This window comes from Sphingomonas trueperi, assembly GCF_040545665.1.
Classification (GTDB): Bacteria; Pseudomonadota; Alphaproteobacteria; order Sphingomonadales; family Sphingomonadaceae; genus Sphingomonas; species Sphingomonas trueperi_B.
The window spans coordinates 532076-555207 of record NZ_JBEPMH010000002.1 but is presented as its reverse complement, the minus strand read 5'-3'; the positions used below and the strand labels follow the sequence as shown (position 1 = coordinate 555207).

Annotated in this window: 22 protein-coding genes; 7 read left to right on the top strand and 15 right to left on the bottom strand. The window is 68.1% G+C overall.

Annotated elements, in window-relative coordinates:
• Window positions 1–84 precede the first annotated feature (84 nt).
• Genes sdhA through sdhC form a run of 3 tightly spaced genes read right to left on the bottom strand, consistent with a single transcriptional unit; the run spans window position 85 to window position 2694 of the window.
• Window positions 85–1887 (bottom strand): succinate dehydrogenase flavoprotein subunit, encoded by a 1803-nt coding sequence (gene sdhA / locus ABIC65_RS10020; RefSeq protein WP_354308386.1) that lies wholly within the window; start codon window positions 1885–1887, stop codon window positions 85–87.
• Complete coding sequence (gene sdhD / locus ABIC65_RS10015) at window positions 1887–2279, bottom strand: succinate dehydrogenase, hydrophobic membrane anchor protein (RefSeq protein WP_354308384.1); 393 nt, start codon at window positions 2277–2279, stop codon at window positions 1887–1889. Before sdhD ends, sdhA begins: the two co-directional genes overlap by 1 nt.
• Window positions 2272–2694, bottom strand: coding sequence for a succinate dehydrogenase, cytochrome b556 subunit (gene sdhC / locus ABIC65_RS10010; protein ID WP_354308382.1), 423 nt, complete (start codon window positions 2692–2694; stop codon window positions 2272–2274). The genes sdhD and sdhC overlap by 8 nt, the downstream gene beginning before the upstream one ends.
• A gap of 254 nt (window positions 2695–2948) precedes the next feature.
• Here sdhC and ABIC65_RS10005 point away from each other — a divergent pair, with 254 nt between their 5' ends.
• Genes ABIC65_RS10005 through ABIC65_RS09985 form a run of 5 tightly spaced genes read left to right on the top strand, consistent with a single transcriptional unit; the run spans window position 2949 to window position 8075 of the window.
• Entirely contained in the window at window positions 2949–4274 is a 1326-nt protein-coding gene (locus ABIC65_RS10005; protein WP_354308613.1) for a methyl-accepting chemotaxis protein, read from the top strand.
• Window positions 4275–4285: 11 nt separating this feature from the next.
• Window positions 4286–5641, top strand: a complete 1356-nt coding sequence (locus tag ABIC65_RS10000) for a methyl-accepting chemotaxis protein (protein ID WP_354308381.1) — start codon at window positions 4286–4288, stop codon at window positions 5639–5641.
• Between the two features lie 58 nt (window positions 5642–5699).
• Complete coding sequence (locus ABIC65_RS09995) at window positions 5700–6389, top strand: DUF2490 domain-containing protein (protein WP_354308379.1); 690 nt, start codon at window positions 5700–5702, stop codon at window positions 6387–6389.
• A 50-nt stretch (window positions 6390–6439) separates the two neighbouring features.
• Window positions 6440–7144 (top strand): SDR family NAD(P)-dependent oxidoreductase, encoded by a 705-nt coding sequence (locus ABIC65_RS09990; protein WP_354308378.1) that lies wholly within the window; start codon window positions 6440–6442, stop codon window positions 7142–7144.
• Window positions 7134–8075 (top strand): 50S ribosomal protein L11 methyltransferase, encoded by a 942-nt coding sequence (locus tag ABIC65_RS09985; protein WP_354308377.1) that lies wholly within the window; start codon window positions 7134–7136, stop codon window positions 8073–8075. The genes ABIC65_RS09990 and ABIC65_RS09985 overlap by 11 nt, the downstream gene beginning before the upstream one ends.
• 137 nt (window positions 8076–8212) lie before the next feature.
• Here ABIC65_RS09985 and ABIC65_RS09980 read toward each other — a convergent pair whose 3' ends face one another.
• The 9 genes from ABIC65_RS09980 to ABIC65_RS09940 form a co-directional block, all read right to left on the bottom strand.
• Window positions 8213–8896: an HAD hydrolase-like protein gene (locus ABIC65_RS09980; RefSeq protein WP_354308375.1), complete on the bottom strand. Its 684-nt coding sequence runs from the start codon at window positions 8894–8896 to the stop codon at window positions 8213–8215.
• Window positions 8871–9836 carry a cation diffusion facilitator family transporter gene (locus ABIC65_RS09975; RefSeq protein ID WP_354308374.1) on the bottom strand — a complete coding sequence of 322 codons (966 nt, stop codon included), beginning with the start codon at window positions 9834–9836 and terminating at the stop codon, window positions 8871–8873. The genes ABIC65_RS09980 and ABIC65_RS09975 overlap by 26 nt, the downstream gene beginning before the upstream one ends.
• Window positions 9837–10009: 173 nt before the next feature.
• Window positions 10010–10504 (bottom strand): EF-hand domain-containing protein, encoded by a 495-nt coding sequence (locus ABIC65_RS09970; protein WP_354308372.1) that lies wholly within the window; start codon window positions 10502–10504, stop codon window positions 10010–10012.
• Window positions 10505–10514: 10 nt separating this feature from the next.
• Entirely contained in the window at window positions 10515–11546 is a 1032-nt protein-coding gene (gene queA, locus ABIC65_RS09965; RefSeq protein ID WP_354308371.1) for a tRNA preQ1(34) S-adenosylmethionine ribosyltransferase-isomerase QueA, read from the bottom strand.
• Between the two features lie 13 nt (window positions 11547–11559).
• Window positions 11560–12345, bottom strand: a complete 786-nt coding sequence (locus ABIC65_RS09960) for a peptidylprolyl isomerase (RefSeq protein ID WP_354308370.1) — start codon at window positions 12343–12345, stop codon at window positions 11560–11562.
• A gap of 85 nt (window positions 12346–12430) precedes the next feature.
• Window positions 12431–12940, bottom strand: coding sequence for a pantetheine-phosphate adenylyltransferase (gene coaD, locus ABIC65_RS09955; protein ID WP_354308369.1), 510 nt, complete (start codon window positions 12938–12940; stop codon window positions 12431–12433).
• 19 nt (window positions 12941–12959) lie between these two features.
• Window positions 12960–13868, bottom strand: coding sequence for a polyprenyl synthetase family protein (locus tag ABIC65_RS09950; RefSeq protein WP_436286723.1), 909 nt, complete (start codon window positions 13866–13868; stop codon window positions 12960–12962).
• A gap of 3 nt (window positions 13869–13871) precedes the next feature.
• Window positions 13872–14117 (bottom strand): exodeoxyribonuclease VII small subunit, encoded by a 246-nt coding sequence (locus ABIC65_RS09945; protein ID WP_121074070.1) that lies wholly within the window; start codon window positions 14115–14117, stop codon window positions 13872–13874.
• A gap of 226 nt (window positions 14118–14343) precedes the next feature.
• A complete protein-coding gene (locus ABIC65_RS09940; protein WP_354308366.1) occupies window positions 14344–16386 on the bottom strand; it encodes a S9 family peptidase in 2043 nt (680 codons plus the stop codon).
• Window positions 16387–16533: 147 nt separating this feature from the next.
• Between ABIC65_RS09940 and ABIC65_RS09935 the strand changes: the two genes are divergently transcribed.
• Complete coding sequence (locus tag ABIC65_RS09935; protein WP_354308364.1) at window positions 16534–17913, top strand: NAD-dependent succinate-semialdehyde dehydrogenase; 1380 nt, start codon at window positions 16534–16536, stop codon at window positions 17911–17913.
• 160 nt (window positions 17914–18073) lie between these two features.
• On the opposite strand, the gene ABIC65_RS09930 is transcribed toward ABIC65_RS09935, so the two are convergent.
• The 3 genes from ABIC65_RS09930 to ABIC65_RS09920 form a co-directional block, all read right to left on the bottom strand.
• Window positions 18074–19753, bottom strand: coding sequence for an AMP-binding protein (locus ABIC65_RS09930; protein ID WP_354308363.1), 1680 nt, complete (start codon window positions 19751–19753; stop codon window positions 18074–18076).
• 120 nt (window positions 19754–19873) lie between these two features.
• Entirely contained in the window at window positions 19874–20080 is a 207-nt protein-coding gene (locus tag ABIC65_RS09925) for a hypothetical protein (protein ID WP_121074081.1), read from the bottom strand.
• Between the two features lie 53 nt (window positions 20081–20133).
• Window positions 20134–21816, bottom strand: coding sequence for a GGDEF domain-containing protein (locus ABIC65_RS09920; RefSeq protein WP_354308361.1), 1683 nt, complete (start codon window positions 21814–21816; stop codon window positions 20134–20136).
• A gap of 47 nt (window positions 21817–21863) precedes the next feature.
• Here ABIC65_RS09920 and ABIC65_RS09915 point away from each other — a divergent pair, with 47 nt between their 5' ends.
• A complete protein-coding gene (locus ABIC65_RS09915) occupies window positions 21864–23114 on the top strand; it encodes a DUF418 domain-containing protein (RefSeq protein WP_354308359.1) in 1251 nt (416 codons plus the stop codon).
• Window positions 23115–23132: the final 18 nt, after the last annotated feature.

Here is a 23132-nt window from a genome sequence, read left to right as displayed (position 1 = left end):
TGGGCGCAGCGTCCGCCCGCTCCACAAACAAAAAGGCCGGAGCGTCGCCGCCCCGGCCTTCTCTAAACCCATCCGCCAAGCGGATCAGTACACCCGCTTCTTCGGCTTGATATACTCGATCGCGTCGGTGAGCGTATAGTCGTGCACCGGGCGATAGTCGATCGCGGTGGTGCCGCCCTTGCCGCCCCAGCCGTCGAACGTCGCGATGGTGTGCTTCATCCAGCCGGCGTCGTCGCGCTCGGGGAAGTCCTCGTGCATGTGCGCGCCGCGGCTTTCCTTGCGGTTGATCGCGCTGCGGATCGTCACCATCGCCTGGCCGAGCAAATTGTCCAGCTCGAGAGTCTCGACGAGATCGGTGTTCCACACCAGCGAACGGTCGCTGACATGCACGTCCTCCAGGCCCTTGTAGACCTGCTCCATGTGGCTGACGCCCTCCGCCATCAGCTCCTCGGTGCGGAACACGGCGCAGTGGCGCTGCATCGTCTTCTGCATGTCGGCGCGCAGCTGCGCGGTGCGGGTGCCGCCGTTGGCGTTGCGGAAATGGTCGAGGCGACCCAGCGCCAGCGCTTCCGAATCCGTCGGCAGCGGGTGGTGCGGGGTGTTCGGCTTGAGGATGTCGACGATCCGCTTGCCGGTCGCGCGGCCGAACACGACGAGGTCGATCAGCGAGTTGGAGCCCAGGCGGTTGGCGCCGTGCACCGACACGCAGGCCGCTTCGCCGACCGCGAACAGGCCGGGGACCACCGCATCCGGGTTGCCGTCCTTCAGGTGGACGACCTCGCCGTGATAGTTGGTCGGGATACCGCCCATATTGTAGTGGACGGTCGGCACCACCGGCAGCGGCTGGCGGGTGAGGTCGACGCCGGCGAAGACCTTGCCGGTCTCGGTGATGCCGGGCAGGCGCTCGGCCAGGATCTTCGGGTCGATATGGTTGAGGTGAAGGAAGATATGGTCCTTCTCCTTGCCCACGCCGCGGCCTTCGCGGATCTCCATCGCCATCGAGCGCGACACGACGTCGCGGCTGGCGAGGTCCTTGGCCGAGGGCGCATAGCGCTCCATGAAGCGCTCACCCTCGGAGTTGGTGAGATAGCCGCCTTCGCCGCGCGCACCCTCGGTGATCAGCACGCCCGCGCCGTAGATGCCGGTCGGGTGGAACTGGACGAACTCCATGTCCTGCAGCGGCAGGCCGGCGCGCAGCACCATCGCATTGCCGTCGCCGGTGCAGGTGTGCGCCGAGGTGGCCGACTGGTAGACGCGGCCATAACCGCCGGTCGCCAGAACCACCGCATGGCTGCGGAAGCGATGGATCGAGCCGTCTTCCATGCACAGCGCGATCACGCCGCGGCACTCGCCATTTTCCATGATCAGGTCGAGCGCGAAATATTCGATGAAGAAGTCCGCGTCGTACTTCAGGCTCTGCTGGTACAGCGTGTGCAGCATCGCATGGCCGGTGCGGTCCGCCGCAGCGCAGGTGCGCTGCGCGGGCGGGCCTTCGCCCATGTTCTGCATCATGCCGCCGAACGGGCGCTGATAGATCTTGCCCTCTTCGGTGCGGCTGAACGGCATGCCGGCATGTTCGAGCTCGTACACCGCGGCCGGGGCCTCGCGGGTCAGATACTCGATCGCGTCCTGGTCGCCGAGCCAGTCGGAGCCCTTGACGGTATCGTACATGTGCCAGGTCCAGTGGTCCGGACCCATGTTGCCGAGGCTGGCGGCGATACCGCCCTGCGCGGCGACCGTGTGGCTGCGCGTCGGGAACACCTTGGTGATGCAGGCGGTCTTGAGACCCGACTGCGCCACTTCCATCACCGCGCGGAGGCCCGAGCCGCCCGCGCCGACGACGACGGTGTCATAGATATGGTCGATGATCTTGTAGGCGGCGGGCATCAGGCGGCCACTCCGGTGGTGGTGAAGGCGATCTTCAGGATGGCGAAGATCGCGAGCACGCGGACGGTGATCGTGAAATATTCGAGCAGGACGATCAGCACGAAGCGCGTCTCGTTGTGCTGATAGTCCTCGATCACGACCTGCAGGCCGTGACGGAAGTGGAAGGTGACGCTGAGCACCAGGAGGATCAGCGGCACCGCGACCAGCGGCTGGGCGATCCAGGCCTGCATCGTCGCATAGTCATAGGCCGGGAGGAGGGCGATCGAGACGATCAGCCACAGCACCAGCAGCAGGTTCGATCCCGCCGAGACCTTGTGCTTCCACCATTCGCCCGCGCCTTCATGCGCCGAACCGAGGCCGCGGACGCGACCGAGCTGGGTTCCGTTACCCATTCGCCTTCTCCAGAAGCACGACCCAGAAGATCGCGGTGGCGAGGATGCTGACCGCGAAGGTGGTCAGCGCGGTGCGCTTGTTCGCGCGCAGCTCGAAATTCGCGCCGGCGTCGAGGAACAGGTGGCGCACGCCCGAGGCCATGTGCTGGAAGAAGGACAGGCTCATCCCGATCCCGACGATATAGCCGAAGATGTTGAGCTTGCCGTTCGACAGCGTGAACACGTCGAGGAACGTCGCATAGGCATCGGGGCCATAGGCGAGCGCGACCAGCCACCAGACGAACAGCCCGGTGCCCACGGTCGCCATGCCGGAGCCGGTGGCGCGGTGGAGGATAGAGACCGCCATGTGCGGTCCCCAGGTATAGATGCCGAGATGCGGCGACAGCGGTCGTGCCGTGTTGCGGACGTTGGCCAACGATAAATCCTTTCGGTCGACGCGGGCTTCCTTAATCCCGCCAGACGAGGATGCAAGACGGATTGCCCTTAGGTTCAGCCGGGCGGTGGGCGCAAGATGTTGCGGATCCGCCATCGCATACCCGCTCCTAACCGGCTCTTAACCACTGAAGCGACATAGCTTGGCCCGATGCGGCCGAAGCCCGGCCGCCGACCGGGGATGTGACGTAGGTGAGCGATTCGGTTTCCACCCAGGCGCTGGCGGCGGCCGGCACGATGAGCGCGCGGATCGACGTGGCGGCGCGGCTGCACGTGTTCGATTTCGAAGGCTCGCTCCAGCAATCGAGTCGCGAATGCTGGGACGTGCTCGAGCCGGAGATCGAGGGCGTCTCCGCCGCCTATTGGCACCAATGGGTGCGCTGCTTCCCCGAAGAGCGCGACTGGGCGCCCTCGGACACCGCCAAGATGATCGACGTGGGCGTGGTGTTCCTGCGCGCGCGCTTCCTGGAGACGACGACCAAGACCTGGATCGAATCGATCGAGCGCTCGGTCGCGGCCGCCTATGAGAAGGGCGTGCCGCCGATGGCGCTGCTCTCGATGATCAGCGCGAGCGACCGCGCGGCGCTGGAAGTGCTGATCCGCAGGGTGGGCGGCGCCGATCCGCGGCTGCCGGTGCTGGTCGACACGCTGATGCGCCTCTCGGCGCTCGAGGCCGACATCACCGTCGAGATCTACAACATGTATCGCGAGCACAGCGCGCAGGTGGCGCGCGACCGGCTGGCGACCGATTTCCACAGTTCGATCGGCGCGACCGTCGAGCAGGCGTCGCGCGGCGGCGAGGCGCTGCGCGGCCAGGCGATCCACACCTCCGCCTCGGCGCGCGGCATGCTGGGCAAGGCGAGCGAAGTCGCGGCGGCGGCGGAGCAGTCGGCGGTGGCGATGCGCGAGGCGGCGATGACCGCGGCCGGCCTAATCCGTGCGATCGAGGATGCGCGTACCGAAGTCGAAGCGGCGGCGGCGATCGCCACCCGCGCGAGCGGCCAGGCGACCGACGCGGTGGGCATGAGCGAGATGCTATCCGACCACGCCAAGTCGATCGAATCGATCCTCGGCCTGATCCGCGACATTGCCGGGCAGACCAATCTGCTCGCGCTCAACGCGACGATCGAGGCGGCGCGAGCCGGCGATGCCGGGCGCGGCTTCGCGGTGGTGGCGCAGGAAGTGAAGAGCCTCGCCAGCCAGACCGCACGCGCGACCGACGACATCGCCGCCAAGATCGCCGCGATCCAGTCGGCCACGCGCTCGACCGTGGAGACCAACGCCTCGATCCGCGCAACCGTCTCCGAGGTGCAGGAAAGCGCCAACCGTATCCGAACCGCGATGGAAGTGCAGGCCCAGACCGTCACCGCGATTACCGCGGCGGTGGACGAGACCGCGCTGGCGGCCGATTCGATGTCGGCGACGATCAGCGCGATCCGCGCCGATACCGAGGCGGTCGCCTCCGAGATCGACCGGGTCGGCCAGGGATTTGCGACGCTGGACGAACAGCTCGGCGCGCTGAAGGGCAGCGCCGGCGAGTTCGTCGCCAAGGTCGCGGCGTGATGGAGTCTGCAATGTCGGTCAGCCGCAAACCCGGCCAGTGGAGCGGCGGCGTCCGCGCGTTCGACGACTGGTGCCGCGACTATGACTGGGACGGCACGCTGGTTGCCGCCTGCAGCGAAGTCGCGGATCTGCTGGAGCATGCCTGGGAAGGGATTGCGCGCAGCTGCCAGCGGCACGTTCTCGGCACCCAGGCCGGTCAGCGGATGCGCAGCAGGATCGATACCGAAGGCTATGTCACCGATGGCGTGGCGTTCCTGCGTACCCGCTACCGCCAGCCGCTGGGCACGCAATGGGCCGAGATCATCTGCGCCTATGCGCAGGACAGCTATGCGCACGGCATCCCGCTTCCGGTGCTGTTTGGCCATTTTGCCTATGCCCATAGCCATACGATCGCGGCGCTGCAGGCGGTGCTGGGCGACGACACGGCGCGGTTCGCGCGGCTGTGCGACGCGATCCAGCGCATCGGCATGGCCGAAATCGACCTGATGACCAGCCATCTCGGCGCGCGCGACGCCGAGTCGGTCCACGACGAGCGCCGTGCGCGCTCGGACCAGTTCCGCGCGAGCATCGCCGAATCGATCGAAGGCGCGACGATGCTGGGCAATCGCATCCGGGTACAGGCGCAGGGCGCCTCCAGCGCGGCACGCGGCATGCTCGGCAAGGCGAGCGAAGTCGCGGCGGCGGCCGAGCAGTCGGCGGTGGCGATGCGCGAGGCGGCGATGACCGCGGCGGGGCTGATCCGCGCGATCGAGGATGCCCGCACCGAGGTGGAAGCCGCAGCCGGCATCGCCACGCGCGCCTCGGGCCAGGCCAGCGAGGCGGTGGGGATGAGCGAGATGCTCTCCGACCACGCCAAGTCGATCGAATCGATCCTCGGCCTGATCCGCGACATTGCCGGGCAGACCAATCTGCTCGCGCTCAACGCGACGATCGAGGCGGCGCGGGCAGGGGATGCCGGGCGCGGCTTCGCGGTGGTGGCGCAGGAAGTGAAGAGCCTCGCCAGCCAGACCGCACGCGCGACCGACGACATCGCCGCCAAGATCGCCGCGATCCAGTCGGCCACGCGCTCGACCGTGGAGACCAACGCCTCGATCCGCGCAACCGTCTCCGAGGTGCAGGAAAGCGCCAACCGTATCCGAACCGCGATGGAAGTGCAGGCCCAGACCGTCACCGCGATTACCGCGGCGGTGGACGAGACCGCGCTGGCGGCGGATTCGATGTCGGCCACGATCGGGGCGATCCGCGAGGACACCAAGAGCGTCACCAGCGAGATCGATACGCTCCAGCACGACGTGACCGAGGTGGACGATCGGCTGAACCAGCTGCGCGCGGCGGCGGAGGACTTCTCGACCTCGGTAGCGGCCTGATCTCGAGCAACACCGCCGCGGGTTGATCCGTGGTCCCCGGCCGTGGCATCGCCGTCCGATGTCCCGTACTTTTCCTTGTGCCGCGCTTTTGTTGCTCACCGGTGTCGCACCTGCCTGCGCGCAGCAGGAAGATCGGCAGGCCTGGGAGCAGCTCAACGTCATCGTGCCGATGACCAAGCAGGTGCGCGTGACGCTGGAGCAGATCGCGCGCACGAGCGATCGGCAGGACGGCATCTACACCACCGAATATGGCGCGCTGCTCGGCTGGCAGATTGCGAAGGGCGTCGAATTCGGCGTCGGCTATCGGCGCGTCGGCTTTCACAGCGCCAATCTCGCGCCCGACGAGGACCGCATTCGCCAGCAGATCGTGTTCAACCGCGGGCGTCTGGCCGGCCGCTTCCGGATCGACGAGCGATTTAGCACCGTCGGCAGCGGCATCGGCGTGCGGATCCGGCCGCTGCTCCGCTACAATCTCCCGCTCGGACGGCCGCGACTGGCGCTGTTCGCCAGCCATGAGAGCTTCCTGCTGCCCAACAGCACCAGCTGGGGCCAGCGCGCCGGCTATGAGCGGATGCGCAACCTGCTCGGCATCGCGGTGCCGCTGGGCAAGGCGCTGAATGCCGATATCGGCTATCTCAACCAGTACCGCTTCGGGCGGGGCGGTGCGCGGCCGCAGATGGACCATGCGCTGAGCGTCCAGCTGACGGTCAATCTCGGTGCCCTGGGCGTGGCGGTGCTCCACGATTGAGGCCTGCGTGCCGGGGTGACGCGCCCCCGCGCCCGCGCTAGGGCAGGCCCATGACGACCCATATCCTCCTCACCGGCAGCAGCCGGGGCATCGGCGCGGCGACGGCGGCGCTGCTGGGCGACGACGCCCGCGTGACGCTAGTCGGCCAGGGCACTCGCACCGGTATTCCCGCCGACTTCACCGATCCCGCCGCCCCGCAGGCGCTCTGGGCCCAGGCGCTTGAGGTGCTCGACGGCCGGATCGACGTACTGATCAACAATGCCGGCATCTTCGAGGCCAACCCGCTCGACGCCGCGCATGACGACTGGGTCGATGGCTGGGAGCGCACGATACGCGTCAACCTCACGGCCTCGGCCGAACTGTGCAGGCTCGCCGTGCGGCACTGGCAGGACCGCAAGAGCGGCGGCCGCATCGTCAACGTCGCCAGCCGCGCCGCCTATCGTGGTGACAGCCCGGCGCACTGGCATTATGCTGCCTCCAAGGCGGGCATGGTCGGCATGACCAAGTCGATCGCGCGCGGCTATGCGGGGGAGGGCATCCTCGCCTTCGCGATCTGCCCCGGCTTCACCATGACCGGTATGGCCGAGGACTATCTGGCGAGCCGCGGCGGCGACAAGCTGCTGGCGGACATCCCGCTCGGCCGCGTCGCGAGCCCGGAGGAAATCGCCGCCATCGCCAAGTTCTGCGCGCTCGATGCGCCCCCCTCGATGACCGGCGCGGTGCTCGACGCCAATGGAGCCAGCTATGTCCGCTGAGATCGACAGCTGGAAGGTCAGCCTGCCCTGCACCCGCGCCGAGGCGGAGTCGATCGACGCGGGCACGATCGAGATCGACGCGGTGCTGATGACCACCGAGACGGTGGAGGACGATGTCGAGCATTGGCGGCTCGATGCCTATTGCGAGCACGAGCCCGATGCCGCGATGCTCGCCGCGCTGAAGGCGCTGGTGCCGAGTGCGGCGGGTATCGCGCCCGAGGTCGAGGCGCTGACGGCGCAGGACTGGGTGACGCTCAGCCAGGAAGGACTGGAGCCGATCCGCGAGGGGCGCTTCGTCGTCCACACCAGCGCGCATCCGGTGGAGGCGGCGGAGGGCGGTCGGGCGTTCCTGATCGACGCGGGCCGCGCCTTCGGCACCGGGCACCATGCGACGACCTCGGGCTGCCTGGCGATGCTCGACGGGCTTTCGGACAAGACGTTTGCGAACATCATCGACGTGGGCACGGGGACCGGGCTGCTGGCGTTCGCCGGCGCGCATCTCTGGCCCGAGGCCAAGGTGATGGCGACCGACATCGATCCCGCCGCGGTCGACGTGACGCGCGAGAATGCCGTAGCCAACGACATCGAAGGCGTCGACCTGGTGGTGGCGGACGGCGCGCTGTCCGATACGATTACTGCCAAGGCGCCCTACGACCTCGTCATCGCCAACATCCTGGCGGGGCCGCTGGTCTCGATGGCGCCCGAGCTCGCCGCGATCGCCGCGCCGAACGCGACGATCGTGCTGGCCGGGCTGCTGGAGACGCAGCGGGCGCAGGTGGTGGCAGCGTTCGAGGCATGCGGCTGCACGCTCGAAGCAGTCGACCGCCGCGGCGACTGGACGATCCTGCGGCTTGCGGCGGGCGCTGCCCGCTACGTGCCGGTCACGCCGCCCGATCCCAAGGGCCGCGACGGCTGGGCGCTGGATATTTGAGCTAGCCCGACCCGCATGTCCGTCATTCCGGCGAAAGCCGGAATCCATTGGCGCTCCGTTTTCCAATGAGCCGAGGCGCACAAGCGAATGGATCCCGGCTTCCGCCGGGATGACGGCTTAACCGGTGGTGCCGAGCCTCAGCCTCGGTGCTTGCTGACGTAACTTACGATATCCTCCGGCGTGCGGAACACCGCGTCGGGAGACATGCCGGTCAGCAGATCCTCCGCGGCATAGCCCCACAGTACCGATCCCGCCCGCATGCCGACTTCGCGCGCGGCATCGACGTCGCGGGTCTCGTCGCCGATCGCCAGTGCGGCGTGGGGCTCGACGCCCATCTTGCGCAGCACGCGGCGGAATTTGGGCGCCTTGCCGAACAGCGACGAGCCGCAGGCATAATAATGGATCTTGGCGGCATGGCGCGGGCCCAGGATCTTGCGGGCATTCTCCTCCGAGTTGGAGGTGACCAGCGCCAGCTTCACGCCCATCTCGACCAGCCGTTCGAGCAGATTGGGTGTGCCCGGGAACAGCTCGATTCGGTGCGCCTCGCGGCTCACCAGCTTGCGAACGTAGCGCGCGATCCACGGCATCTTCCACCGCGAGATGCCGAGAAAGTCGATCACTTCGCGCGAGCTCTTGCGGCGGAGCATCTCCACCTCGTCCGGCGCGATCTTGCGGAAGCGGAACCGCTCGGCGAGATCGTTGGCGACCGAGACGAACCAGTCGCCGCTGTCGGACAGCGTGCCGTCGAAATCGAAGATGACGAGGTCCAGCGGGCGGGCCGCTACGGCGCTCGTCTCAACCATGTCCGCTACCAGGTCCATGCATCCGGCACTCCGCCCCGTTGCCCAACTCTATCTGTACCGTACTGTGCTCGATCCGGAAATCGTGCGCGAGCCGATGCTGAAGATTAATTAGAAATGCGTCACCTGGATGACCATCGGGAATGACGAGATGCGCAGTGAGCGCCGTCTCGGTGGTGCTCATCGGCCAGACATGGAGATCATGGACGCGCGTGACGCCCGGCTGGGCGAGCAGCGCCTGCTCCACCGCCTCCAGATCGATGCGATCGGGCACCGCCTGCAGCGCCATGGTGAGCGATTCGCGCAAAAGCCCCCAGGTGCCGACCAGGATCACCACGACGACCACGAGGCTGATCGCCGGGTCGATCCAGCGCAGGCCCGTCCACCAGATCAGTGCGCCGGCGACTACCACCGCGGCCGACACCGCGGCATCGGCGGCCATGTGGAGATAGGCGCCGCGGACATTGATGTCGTGCTCGCGCCCGCGGGCGAAGAGCAGCGCAGTGCCGAGGTTCACGACGATGCCCGCGCCTGCCACCAGCATCACCGGGATCGGCGCGACGGCGGGGGGATCGGCGAAGCGCTGGATCGTCTCGAGCAGGATCGCGCCGACCGCGATCAGCAGCAGCAGCGCGTTGGCGAGCGCGGCGAGAATCGACGACGCGCCCAGGCCATAGGTGAAGCGCGGCGTCGCCGGGCGCTTGCCGAGCTCGGCGCCCACCCAGGCGATCAGCAGGCCGAGCACGTCGGACAGATTGTGCCCGGCATCGGCGAGCAGCGCCATCGAGTTGGTCCAGATGCCCGCGCCACCCTCGATCACCACGAAGGCGATGTTGAGCGCGGTCCCGATCGCGAAGGCGCGGCCGAAATCGGCAGGCGCATGGCTGTGGCCATGGCCATGCGCGTGGCCGTGCCCGTGTGAATGGCCGTGGTGATGGCCGTGCGCGTGATTTCCCGACATGTGGAGCGATCCTAGCGGGCGTCCCCCATGTGATGCTAGCCCATCGCGGCAAAAGGGGTGTGGCCGCCTGAACGCCAGCCCGTGCCCCTGCGAAAGCAGGGGGCCAGGGCCACGCGCGACGTCCTATCCAACCCTGGGCCCCTGTTTTCGCAGGGGCACGGGCTAGGGCACGCTCAGCGGCGCTTGCGCTTGCCGTCCATCGGGTTGAACGCGGGCGGGCGGATCGTCACCAGCTCGCTGCGCTCGATCACGCCGTCCTTGTTCTTGTCGAAGCGCGCCCAGATCAGCGCGAAGCGGTCCTGGAATTCGGCCCAGCTCACCTTGTTGTCGCCGTCGCGGTCCATCTCGAATGGGCTGGGCAGGGTGTTGCGATCGCCCATCCAGCGCAGCGACCAGTCCGAATAGGCGATATAGCCGAGGCTGCCGCTATGCCCCGTATCGGCGCTGTCGAAGCTGCGCTTGAGGCCGGCGTCGAACTCCGCGCGGGTGACGCGTGCGTCGCCGTCGCTGTCGAACCCGGCGATCAGCAGCGCCACCGGCTCGGCGATCACCGTCGCCTGGGGCTGCGCGCCGGGTGCGTTGACCGTGATCGCCTCGGGCGCGGGACGTTGCTGCGCGGCGGCGGGCAGGGCGGCGGTGCAGGCGGCGAGCAGCAGGAACAGGCGCATCGAAATCCCTTCAGCGGGCGGGGAGCAACAGGCTCGAATCCCCATAGCTGTAGAAGCGATAGCCGGTTTCGATCGCATGGGCATAGGCCGCCTGCATGCGATCCAGCCCCATCAGCGCCGAGACCAGCATGAACAGCGTCGAGCGCGGGAGGTGGAAATTGGTCACCAGCCCGTCGACGCCCTTGAAGCGATAGCCGGGCGTGATGAAGATCGCGGTATCGCCCTCGAAGGGCTGGATCACGCGATGCTCGTCCGCCGCGCTCTCCAGCAGGCGAAGGCTGGTGGTGCCCACCGCGATGATGCGGTTTCCCGCGGCGCGCACCGCATTGAGCCGATCGGCGACCTCGGGGGTGATGCGACCCCATTCGGCGTGCATCTTGTGGTCGGCGGTGTCCTCGGCCTTGACCGGCAGGAAGGTGCCCGCGCCGACGTGCAGCGTCAGCGTGGTATGGCCGATGCCCGCCGCTTCCAGCGAGGCCATCAGCGCGGGCGTGAAGTGCAGCGCGGCGGTAGGTGCCGCGACGGCGCCCGGCTCGGCCGCGAACATCGTCTGGTAATCATCAGCGTCGCGTGCGTCGGTCGGGCGCTTGGAGGCGATATAGGGCGGCAGCGGCATGCGGCCGCAGCGCTCCAGCAGCAGCTCGACCGGCTCGTCGCCCTGGAAGTCGAGCACGAAGCTGCCGTCCTCGGCGCGGTCCGAAGCGATGGCGATCGCATCGGGGCCGAAATCGATCGCGTCGCCGTCGCGCAGCCGCTTGGCGTTGCGGATGAAGGCACGCCAGCGGCGCGGCCCCTCGCGCTTGTGGAGCGTCGCGCCGATCCTGGCCTCGCCGCGCGTGCCCTCCAGCTGGGCGGGGATCACCCGGGTATCGTTGAACACCAGGCAGTCGCCGGGGCGGAGCTGCGCCGCCAGGTCGCGGACGATCGCGTCGCGCGTCTCCACGCCGTCCAGCACCAGCAGGCGGGCGGAGTCCCGCGGGCTTGCGGGGCGCAGCGCGATCCGCTCGTTGGGCAGTTCGAAATCGAAAAGGTCGACGTTCACGGGTGGCGGTCGATCACTTCTTCTTCGGTGCCGGCTTCTTCGCGGCCGGTGCGGCCTTGGCGGGTGCGGTCGGGCCCACCGGGATCAGCGTCGGGCCGGTCGCCGCCGGGGTGGCGGGGGCCAGCGGCTGATAGGCCGGGGGATTGTCCGATTCGATATAGGCGTGGATGATCACCGTCGGGTGCTGCGGCGGCTCGCCGCGCTCGATCTTGTCGACCCACTCCATGCCCGAGGTGACGCGGCCGAACACGGTATAGTCGTGGTCGAAGGCAAGCTTGGGCTGCATCATGATGAAGAACTGGCTATTCGCGCTGTTCTCCGCCTCGGTCTTCTGCTCGGCCGTCGCGTTGTCGGCCGCGCCGCGGCGCGCCGCCGAGACGGTGCCGCGGACGTGCGGGAGCGAGCTGAACTCGGCGGGCACGTTGGGCAGGTCCGAATCGCCGGTGCCGTCGCCCTTGGGATCGCCGCCCTGGGCGATGTTATAGGGATCGTCGACCACGCGGTGGAAGGTCAGGCCGTCATAGAAATGGCGGCGGGTGAGCGTCTTGATCCGCTCGACCATCTTGGGCGCGACGCCCGGACGCAGGCGGATCAGCACGCGGCCGCCGGTCGACAGATCGAGCACCCAGGTGTTCTCCGGGTCGGCGGGAACCAGCACGGCGGGGCGGGTGTTCACATCGGCATTGACGCCCTTGAACGGTTCGATGACGGGCTTCGGCTTGCCCCCGCCGCCCTGGGCCAGCGCCGGCACGGCGAACAGCGTGGCGGCCATGACGGCCATCGTGGCTAGGAAACGCATCGAACTTCCCACTCGTTTTCTGGTGAATGCGCGGCTCTACCGCAATCGCCGGGCAGCGCAAAGCCCGGCGCACGTCACGTTGATGTTAGCTGCTGCCCTTGCGGCCGAGCAGCTCGACCCGGGCGGCGACATCGGCCTCGACGGTCTCGGTCACGAAGCGATGGATCGGGCCGCCATAGATCGCGATTTCCTTCACCAGCCGGCTGGCGATCGGCTGGAGCGAGACATCGGCCATCAGGAAAACCGTCTCGATCCGGTCGTTGATCTGCTGGTTCATGCCGGCCATCTGATATTCGTACTCGAAGTCCGCCACGGCACGCAGGCCGCGGACGATCACGCTGGCGCGTTCGCGCTCGGCAAAGTCCATCAGCAGCGAATCGAAGCTGACCACCTCGATCGTGCCGGGCAGCCCCTCCACCTCGCGGCGGACCATCGCCATCCGCTCCTCGACGGTGAACATCGGCGACTTGGAGGGGTTGGTGGTGACCCCGATCACCAGCCGGTCGACCAGCTTCGCGCCGCGCCGGATGATGTCCATATGGCCGCGGGTGATCGGATCGAAGGTGCCGGGATAGACCCCGATACGGCTGTGCATGCGGCGTCTCCCCCGGTCCTTACCGGTCGCGTTCGAGCGTGAAGCGCGCCACGTCGCGCAGCAGATCGGCTTCGGGGCCGAAGGCGTGGAGATGGGCGATCGCCTGGTCGACCAGCATCCGCGCCTGTTCGCGCGCGCGATCGATTCCGAGCAGCGACAGGAAGGTCTCCTTGCCCGCCGCGCCGTCCTTGCCCAGCTTCTTGCCGACCAGCGCCTCGTCGCCCTCGGCATCGAGGATGTCGTCGACGATCTGGAAGGCGAGGCCGATATCGCGGGCATAGCCGCGAAGACCCGTGCGGCCCTCGGGCGAGACGCGGCCGAGGATCGCCGCGCTTTCGACCGCACAGGAGATCAGCGCGCCGGTCTTCATCGCCTGGAGCCGGGTGACGGTGGCGAGATCGAAGCTCGCCTTCTCCGCCTCCAGGTCCATCATCTGGCCGCCGGCCATGCCCGATGGGCCCGAGGCGCGGGCGAGTTCGGCGATCAGCTCGACGCGGACATAGGGGTCCGGATGCGTCGCCTCATGGCCGAGGATCTCGAAGGCGAGGGCGTGCAGGCAGTCGCCCGCCAGGATCGCGGTGGCTTCGTCGAACGCCTTGTGCACGGTGGGCTTGCCGCGGCGCACGTCGTCATCGTCCATTGCCGGCAGATCGTCGTGGATCAGCGAATAGACATGGATGCATTCGAGCGCGGTCGCGACGCGCGCAGCGCAGGTCTTGTCGACCGCGAACAGCTGCGCGGTCGCGAACACCAGCAGCGGCCGCAGCCGCTTGCCGCCGCCGATCGCGGCGTGGCGCATCGCGCGGTACAGGTCGGCGCGGGGATCGTCCGGGACTTCCAGCAGCCGGTCGAACTGGGCGTCGATCTCGGCTGCGACCTGGCGCAGCGCCGATTCGAGCGCGAGCGATGCGTGCGTCACGCTCGCCACGCCTCAGCCGGCCGCGAAGGGCGTGGTGCCGGCGGCGCGGCCGTCGGCATCGGTGCGGATCGCCTCGATCCGGGCCTGCGCCGCGTCGAGCCGGGCGGCGCATTGCCGGCGCAGCTGGTCGCCGCGCTCATAGAGGTCGATCGCCTCCTGCAGGGCCGCTTCGCCGCTCTCCAGCCGGCTCACGATCTTCTCCAGTTCCTTCAGCGCCTCTTCGAAGGAGAGCGCCGTGATATCCGCTTGGGTAGCCATGCCCCGCTATGCGGCAGGCCGGGGCCCGATGGCAACCGGGCTGCGGCGGGTATTTGTGCGCAGACTTCTTCGGCAGGCTTCCACTCAACTGTCATCCCGGCGAAAGCCGGGATCCATTGGGGTCTCCGCCACGGCTCTAACTTGCACCGAGAGGCGTCTGGATCCCGGCTTTCGCCGGGATGACGGTTCGGGGTGTAGGCGGCAGTTCACTAGGTCCGGAGCCGGGTCACCTATCGGCAGGCTTGGCACCGGTGCGGTAGCGATCGAACCAGGCGAGGATCGCCGCGGCCTTGGCCGCCGACTGGCTGGGCCGCGCGGTGAAGCCGCCATGGCTGGCGCCGGGCACCTTCACCAGCGCGGTGGGCACGCCGCGGATCTGGAGCGCGGCATAATATTGCTCCGATTCGCTCACCGGGGTGCGGTAATCCTCGCTGCCGACGACGACGAGCGTCGGCGTCTTGACGTTGCCGACCAGGCTCAGCGGCGAGCGGTTCCAGTAGCTCATCGGGTCTTCCCAGGGCTGCTTGGCGAACCAGTAGCGCGAGGTGAAGCCGGTGGCGTCCATGGTCAGCGCCTCGCTGATCCAGTTGATCACCGGCTTCTGCGTGGCGGCGGCCTTGAAGCGATCGTTCTTGCCGACGATCCAGGCGGTGAGCACGCCGCCGCCCGATCCGCCGGTGACGAAGAGATTGTCGGGATCGGCGACGCCCGACGCGATCGCGGCGTCGACCGCGGCCATGAGGTCCCCGTAATCATCGCCCGGATATTTCTTGTCGATCAGGTCCGCAAATTCCTCGCCGTAGGACGTGCTGCCGCGCGGGTTGGCGTAGAGCACCGCATAGCCATGCGCGGCATAGAGCTGGTAGTCGGTCGAGAAGCCGGGGCCATAGGCGGTGTGTGGGCCGCCATGGATCTCCAGGATCGTCGGCACGCGGGTGCCGGGCTTCACCCCGGGCGGGGTGACCAGCCAGGCGTCGATCTTGCGGCCGTCGGGCGCGGTCACCGCCAGCGGAGTCACCGGGGCGAGCGTCTTGGCGGCCAGCACGGTGTCGTTGAGATGGGTGAGGCGCTTGCCGTTCACATAGATGTCGGCCGGATGCAGCGCGTCGCCGCCGGTATAGGCGATGGTGCCGCCGCTCGAAACGGTGAAGTCGCCGCCGGTATAGGGCCGGTCGAGCCCGCCGCCGGTGAGGCCGGTCGCCACCGTGCTGACCTTGCCGTCCGGGCCGATGCGCGCGACCTGCTTGCGGCCGTGATCGTCATAGGAGACAAACAGGCTGCGGCCGTCCTTGGCCCACACCGCGCCGTCGATGCTCTTGTCGAGCCCGGCGGTGAGCGACCGGCTGGCGCTGCCGTCGCGGTTCATCACGTAGAGCTGGGTGTTATGGAAGCTGCGATGCGTGTCGTCGAAGCCGAGATAGGCGATGCGGGTCCCGTCCGGCGAGAGCACCGGCGCGGCATCGGGGCCGTAGCGCTTGGTGATCTGGGTCAGCGCGCCGGAGGTGACGTCGACCGCGTAGATCTCGCTGTCGTTGGGCTCGCGCTCCCAATCCTTGCGGCGGTTGCTGCCGAAGAAGAGCGTGCGCCCGTCGTTCGACCAGGCGAGCGGGCCGGCATCGTCGAACTTGCCGAAGGTCACCTGGCGCGGTGCACCGCCGTCCGCCGATATGACGAAGAGATGGTCCGAGCCGGGTTTGAGATAGCCGCCGCCATCGGCGCGGTAGGTGACACGGTCGATCACCTCCAGCGGCTCGGCCCATTTGGCGCCCTCGGGCTTGGGCGGCTGGCTGCCGAGCGACATGCCTTCGCCCGGCACCGTCATCGTATAGGCGATCTGCGTGCCGTCGGGCGACCAGGCGATGCCCTGCGGGCTGTCCGGCAGGCCGGTGATGCGTGCGGTGGCGCCGGTGGCGATCCAGCGGACGAACAACTGCGGCGCGCCGCCCTCGGCGCTCGAGACATAGGCGAGGCGGCTGCCGTCGGGCGACCAGCGCGGCTGGCTGTGCGATCCGGTGCCGGCGACGAGCGGGGTCTGCTTGCCGGTCTTCACGTCGACCAGCCAGATGCTGGCCCGGCCGCGATCGGTCATGATGTCGGCCGATTGGCGGACATAGGCGACCTTGCTCCCGTCCGGGCTGACCTGCGGGTCGCTGGCCTGTTCGAGCGAAAACAGGTCGCTGCCGGTGAACAGGCGATTGGGCCCGTCCTGCGCGAGCGCGGTCGCGGGGATCGCGGCGCTGAGGAGAAGAGCGAGGGGGACGAGGCGCATGAAGGTCTCCGGCAGGACAGATGCGGCATCGTGTTCGGGCGCGGGGCGCTTGGCAAGTCGCTACGAGGGCAATGGACGGCAGTATGATTGCCGCCCCTGGCACCCTGCGCCTAGGTCCGCGTTGGGAAGCGCGAAGGAGACTTGCAGATGTTCGAAATCATCAACCCGGCAAACGGCGAGATTGTCGATCGCATCGCCGAGCTGGACGATGCCGGGATCGAGGCGGCGCTGGCGCGTGCTGCGGCCGGGTACAAGCAGTGGCGCGAAACCTCGATCGAGACGCGCACCGCGCTGCTGACCAAGATCGCCGACGCCTGGGAAGCCAACAAGCAGCATCTCGCCGAACTGGCGGTGCGCGAGATGGGCAAGACGATCACCGCGGGGCTGGCCGAGGTGGAGAAGTGCATCTCCGGCTTCCGCCATTATGCCGAGTATGGCCCCGCCTATCTGGCGCCGACCACCGTCAAGACGCCGACCGGCCACGCCGTTGCGCGGTGGCTGCCGCTGGGGCCGGTGCTGGCGGTGATGCCGTGGAATTTCCCCTACTGGCAGGCGGTGCGCTTCCTCGCGCCGACGATCCTCGCGGGCAATGTCGCGCTGCTCAAGCACGCGTCGTCGGTGCAGGGCTGTGCGGCGGCGATGGAGGAGATGGCGCGCAAGGCCGGCGCCCCCGAGGGGCTGTTCCAGAATCTCGCGATCAAGTCCGGCAAGGTGGATGCGATCATCGCCGACAAGCGGGTGGTGGCGGTGACGCTCACCGGCTCGGAAGGCGCGGGTGCCAAGGTGGCCGAAGCCGCGGGCCGCGCGCTCAAGAAGGTGGTGCTGGAGCTGGGCGGTTCGGATCCGTTCATCGTCATGCCCTCGGCCGATCTCGATGCGGCGGTGAAGACCGCGGTGACCGCGCGGGTGCAGAATGCCGGGCAGAGCTGCATCTGCTCGAAGCGGATGATCGTCCATGCCGATGTGTACGATGCGTTCCTCGCGAAGTTCGTCGCCGGCATGGAAGCGGTGAAGATCGGCGATCCTATGGACAAGGAAACGGTGATGGGGCCGCTTTCCAGCGTCCAGCAGCGCGATACCGTGCTGGAGCAGGTCGAGAAGGCCAAGGCGGCGGGCGCGACGCTGCTGACCGGCGGGGTGATGATCGATCGGGAGGGGGCGTGGATGACGCCGGGTGTGCTGGTGGGTCTCGATCCGGAAAGCGACGTGGCGAAGGAAGAGATCTTCGGTCCCGTCGCGGCTGTCTACAAGGTCGCGGATATCGACGAAGCGATCGCGCTGGCGAACGACGTGCCGTACGGGCTGGGGTCTTCGGTGTGGACGCAGGACGAGGCCGAGGTGGAGCGTTTCGCGCGCGAAATCGAGGCGGGGATGACGGCGGTGAATTCGCTGCTCGCCTCGGTGCCGGCCGCGCCGTTCGGGGGCATCAAGCTTTCCGGCCATGGCCGCGAGCTCGGGCCCTGGGGGCTGCACGAGTTCATGAACTTGAAGGCGGTGATGTTTGGCGGGGGTAAGGCTGGGGACTGAGCTGCCCCCACTCACCCTCACCCTCCCCACCGCCTGCGGCGGCGGGTCCCCTCCCTCTCCCGCAGGCGGGAGAGGGCATTGAGCTTCTATCCCTCTCCCGCCTGCGGGAGAGGGAGGGAGGCGCGCAGCGCCGGAAGGGTGAGGGTGACTCGGGCGAGAATCACCGCCCGGCTTTCACCTCCGCCAGCAAATCCTTCCGGCTGAGCTTGCCGATCATCGTCTTCGGCAAGGCGTCGCGGATCACGACTTCCGCCACGCGCTCATGCTTGCCCAGCTGGGCGTTGAGCCAGCCGCACATCTCCTTCGCATCGGCCGTCATGCCGTCGTTGAGCGCGACATAGGCGTGCGGCAGCTCGCCATGATACGGATCGGGCAGCCCGAGCACGAGCGTCTCCTTAACCGCCGGATGGGTGTAGAGCACCGCCTCGATCTGGCTGGGGAACACCTTGAACCCGCCGACCGCGATCATGTCCTTCAGCCGGTCGACGATGTGGATATAGCCGTCCTCGTCGATGATGCCGACATCGCCGGTGCGCAGCCAGTGATCGTCGACGAAGGTGCCGACATCGGTCTCGGGCCGGTTCCAATAGCCCTGCATGATCTGCGGGCCCTGCACCACGATCTCGCCCGGCTCGCCCTCGGGGGCGGGCTTGCGCGGATCCTCCTTGTCGACCAGCCGCACGCGGGTGCCGGCGATCGGCTGGCCGATCGTGCCGCTCTTGTTGAGCCCGACATAGGGATTGGCCGAGACCACGCCCGAGCTCTCCGACAGGCCATAGCCTTCGATGATGTGCGCGCCGGTCACCGATTCCCAGTTGAGCTTGAGCTGCTCGGGCAGTGGCGCGCCGCCCGAGATGCAGAAGCGCAGCGAGGCGAAGTCGCTGGGCTTCATCCCCGGCGCGTCGAGCAGCGCCTGGTACATTGTCGGCACGCCGGGCAGCGAGCGGGGCTTGGTGCGGCGCAGTTCCTTCAGCACCTGCTGTGCGTTGAAGCGCGGCAGCATGATGATCTTGCCGCCGGTGATCACCGTGCGGTTGAGCACGCAGGTATTGGCGAAGACGTGGAAGAAGGGGAGTACGCCGAGCAGCGAATCCTCGACCTTGCCGAGATCGGGATCGAGCTCCGCCACCTGGCGGGCATTGGCGGAGAGATTCTGGTGCGTGAGCACCGCGCCCTTGGGCGTGCCGGTGGTACCGCCGGTATATTGGATCAGCGCGACGTCGCGCGCGGGATCGATGGTCGGATGGGGGCAATCGCCCTTGTTGGCGATCAGCTTGGAGAAGGCGAGGATGCGCGGATCGTGCGGGCGGGCGGTCACCTCGCTGCCGCGGAACAGTTGGTAGAAAAGCGACTTGGCGGTTGGCAGCGCGCCGGCGACCGAGCCGACGACGAGCCGCTCCAGCTCGCTCTTCTCCAGCACCTTGAGCGCGGTGGGGAGCAAGGCGGTGGCCGAAAGGGTGAAGAGCAGCCTGGTGCCCGAGTCGGCGACCTGCGCCGCCAGTTCCTCGACCGAGTAGAGCGGCGAGAAGTTCACCACCGTCGCACCCAGCTTGAGGATGCCGTAATAGGCGGCGACATAGTGCGGCACATTGGGCAGGAACAGCCCGATCCGGTCGCCCGGGCCATAGCCCAGCGCGCGCAGCCCGCAGGCGACGCGATTGGCGCCGTCCAGCACCTCGCCATAGCTGTAGATGCGACTCATGAAATCGAGGAGCGGGGCGTGCGGATGGGCCGCGGCGCTCTCCTCGAATAGGTCTACCATGGACCGCAACGCGTAGCTGCGATCCCACTCTCCTGGATGCCGATAGGCGGTCTTCCAGACCATTTCGGGCTTTGTCATTGACATCAGTGTAAGCAACCCGATTTTGCCATGCAAGCGCGGTTTTTACGCGCATGCAGACGTCTCGCGCAGCTTGCGCGTTCCGTCTCTACGGCACATTCCGAGGTTGGGCTGCGCGCGTCAGCGCGCGAGGCGGCCGCTCCAGGTGACCAGCACCGATACGGCGAGCACGCCCAGGTCGACCGCGGCATGGACCTGCTGGGGCGCGGTATCGCCGACGCGGTGCATCAGCAGCTCGAAATCGGCATGCGGGGGCGAGGGGCGCGTAATCGCGACGAGCAGCGCGACGGCTCCGGCAACCAGCAACAGGCGCTTGTGACGCTGCATTTTCCCCATTCTCCCTGTCGCCAACCTACACGCGATGGCGGGAACAGGCAAGCTCAGGCCGCGTCGAGTCGCAGCGCCCGGGCGCGGTCGCGGCCGGCTGCCTTGGCCTCGAACAGCGCCGAGTCGGCGCAGCGATACAGCGCCTTCCAGTCGAGATCGGTGGCGAGCGCGCCGCTGCAGCTGCCGATGCTCGAGGTGATCGTCAGGTCGAACGGCATGCGGACCCGGCGCAGGCTGGCGAGCAGCGCCTCGGGCTCGATCCGCTGGATCGCGGGGGTGAGCAGCGCGAATTCCTCGCCACCCATCCGCGCGATCAGCACCGGATCGGGCGCGGCGTGGCGCAGCGCGGCGGCGAACAGGCGCAACACCTCGTCGCCGCCGTCATGTCCCAGCGTTTCGTTGACCCGCTTGAAATGATCGATGTCGACGAGGAGCAGCTGCTGGGCCTCGGCGCGCCCGATCGCGCGGTGGAGGAAGGCGCGGCGGTTGAGCAGGCCGGTGAGCGGATCGATGTCGGCCAGCTTGCGGGCGACCACCTCGCGGGTGATCGCCGCGTCGCGCTCGTCGCGAAGGAACTTGATCCGGTAGGCAACGGCCAGCGAGGAGACCAGCGCCTCCAGCCCCATCGACAGGATGGTCGAATTGTCGATCCAGAAGTTCCAGGGCACGATGCGCAGTGCCGCTCCGATCCGCACCGCCGCGAGCAGGATCGGCGCGCTCCAGGCAATCGCGAACAGCCACAGGAAGTTGGAGCGTTGCCGCCACGCGCCCCACAGCGTCGGCACCACGATCGCCAGCAGCCCGGCAAAGGCCAGCGTATAGAGCAGGTCGGCGAGGCGCAGCTGCACCGCGCCGAGCACCGCGACGGCCAGCGCCGAGACCGGCACCGCCATCGCGGCGAACCGGCTGGCGCGGTCGAGCCAGCGCGGCAATGTCTGGTCGTCGAAGAAGCTGCGGGTGAACAGCGCCGCGGCACCACCCGCCAGCCCGATGAACAGGTAGTTGAGCCGCAGCCGGTCGTTGTTGGCCAGCATCGGCGCCGCCCAGGCCAGTGCGCCCGAGGAGCTGAAGGTATAGCCGAGCAGCGCGCCCAGCAGCAGGCAATAATGGAGCTGGAAACGGTGCCGCATCGCGCACCATAGCGCGAGATTGTACACGATCAGCGCCGCCGCCACCCCGGCAAAGGCGGCGTAGAGCCCGGCGAGCGCCAGATTGGCGCGTTCGCCCTCGCGGTGGGTGGCGATGCGCAGCCCGGTGGCGACGCCCCGGAGGTTGGCGGCGCCCTCGACATGGAACAGCACGCGGACCAGGGCGGGATCGCGCACCGGCACGGGCAGCTCCGCCACCGCGCCCAGCTGGATCAGCGGCGTGATGCCGCGGCGGTCGCTCTGCCAGCTGCGCACGGCGCCGTCGGCATAGACAAAATGGATGGCCAGCCGGGCCTGCCACAGGCTGGCGAAGCGCAGGGCAAGCGGCGCCGCGAAGGTCGAGCGCCGATCGATCGTCGTTGATATCGCCCAGAAATCGCCGGAACCGAATCGATGCTGCGGCGTCGTACAGTCGAACCGTTCCGGGTGCCGGATCAGTTCGTCTTCCCGCTGCCCCTTGTCCGCCAGCAGGCACACGCCAAGTGGTTGACCGGCAACGCCCGCTTGGGCATGTGCCGGGGGCACGATGCACGCGAGCACCGCGACGAGCGCGATGCAGAGCAGCCGGCGGGATAGGGCGCTAACCATGGTGGCGTGGCTACGCCTGTCGGACAAAGAAGACGTAAATGAGGCCGATGCCGGGCACTGCTGACACTGCCGAAGCGCATCGCAGCCATCCCGTGGAACCAAGATCGGGCGGCCCGGCCGCCGCGCCTGCCAATCGCCTGGACGTCGTCGACGTTCTGCGCGGCTTTGCGCTGATGGCGCTGTTCCTCGTCCATGTCATCGAAAGTTACGAGCTGTTCTGGGCGGGCGAAAAACCCGGGCGGATCACCGATTTCGTCTTCGCGCTGTTCATGGGCAAGAGCTTCTCGCTGCTCGCCCTGTGCTTCGGATTCAGCTTCTTCATCCTGATGGATCGCGCCGCCAAGCGGGGGCAGGACTTCACCGCGCGCTTCGCCTGGCGGTTGCTGCTGCTGGAGGGCATCGGCTTCCTCCATTCGCTGATCTATCGCGGCGACATCATGCAGACCCTGGCGGCGATCGGCTTCCTGCTGCTGTTCTTCAACCGGATCCGCAGCAATGCGGTGCTGCTCGGCGGCGCTGTGTTCTGCCTAATCGGGCCCAGCCTGATCGTGCAGATGGTCGCCGGCGCGCTTGGGGTGGGTTGGGCGAATGCGCCTGCGCAATCCTCGGTCGATCCGGGCATGCCGGTCTATCTCGGCGGCGACCTGTGGCAGGTGCTGCGGGTGAACCTGTGGGCCGGGCAGCAATCCAAATACTGGTTCTTCCTCGAATATGGCCGGATGGTGCAGATCCTCGGCCTCTATCTGCTCGGGCTGGTGCTGGGGCGGACCGATTTCTTCGGCGATCTCGCCAAGAGCCGCGCCTGGCGCCGGCCGGCACTGCTGGCGGCCCTGGTGGCCGCGGTGCTGCTCTTCGTCGCCCGCGAGCCGCTGCGCCTGTGGTTCTCCGGCCTGGGCTACGGGCTGGGCGCAGACCGCGCCTTCTGGGCGCTGCTCAATATGTGGCTGGACCTGGCGGGCACCGCCTTCTGGGCATTGCTGGTGATCGCGCTGTACGACGGCCCCGCGCGCCGGCTGGTGCAGCCGCTCGCCGCGCCGGGACGGCTGACGCTGACCTATTACATCCTGCAATCGGCGATCTTCGTGCCGATCTTCTACCATTACGGTCTGGGCAAGTACGACGATTGGGACGCGGCGACACGGCTATGGGTCGCGCTGGCCGCCATCGCGGTGCAGATCGTCGCGGCGCACTGGTGGCTGGTGCGCTTCCAGTACGGCCCGATCGAATGGGTGTGGCGCGCGCTGACCTATCTGCGGCGCGACGTGCCCTTCCGCCGCAAGGCCCCGGCGCGCGGCTGACGCGCCGGGAAGCCTCGC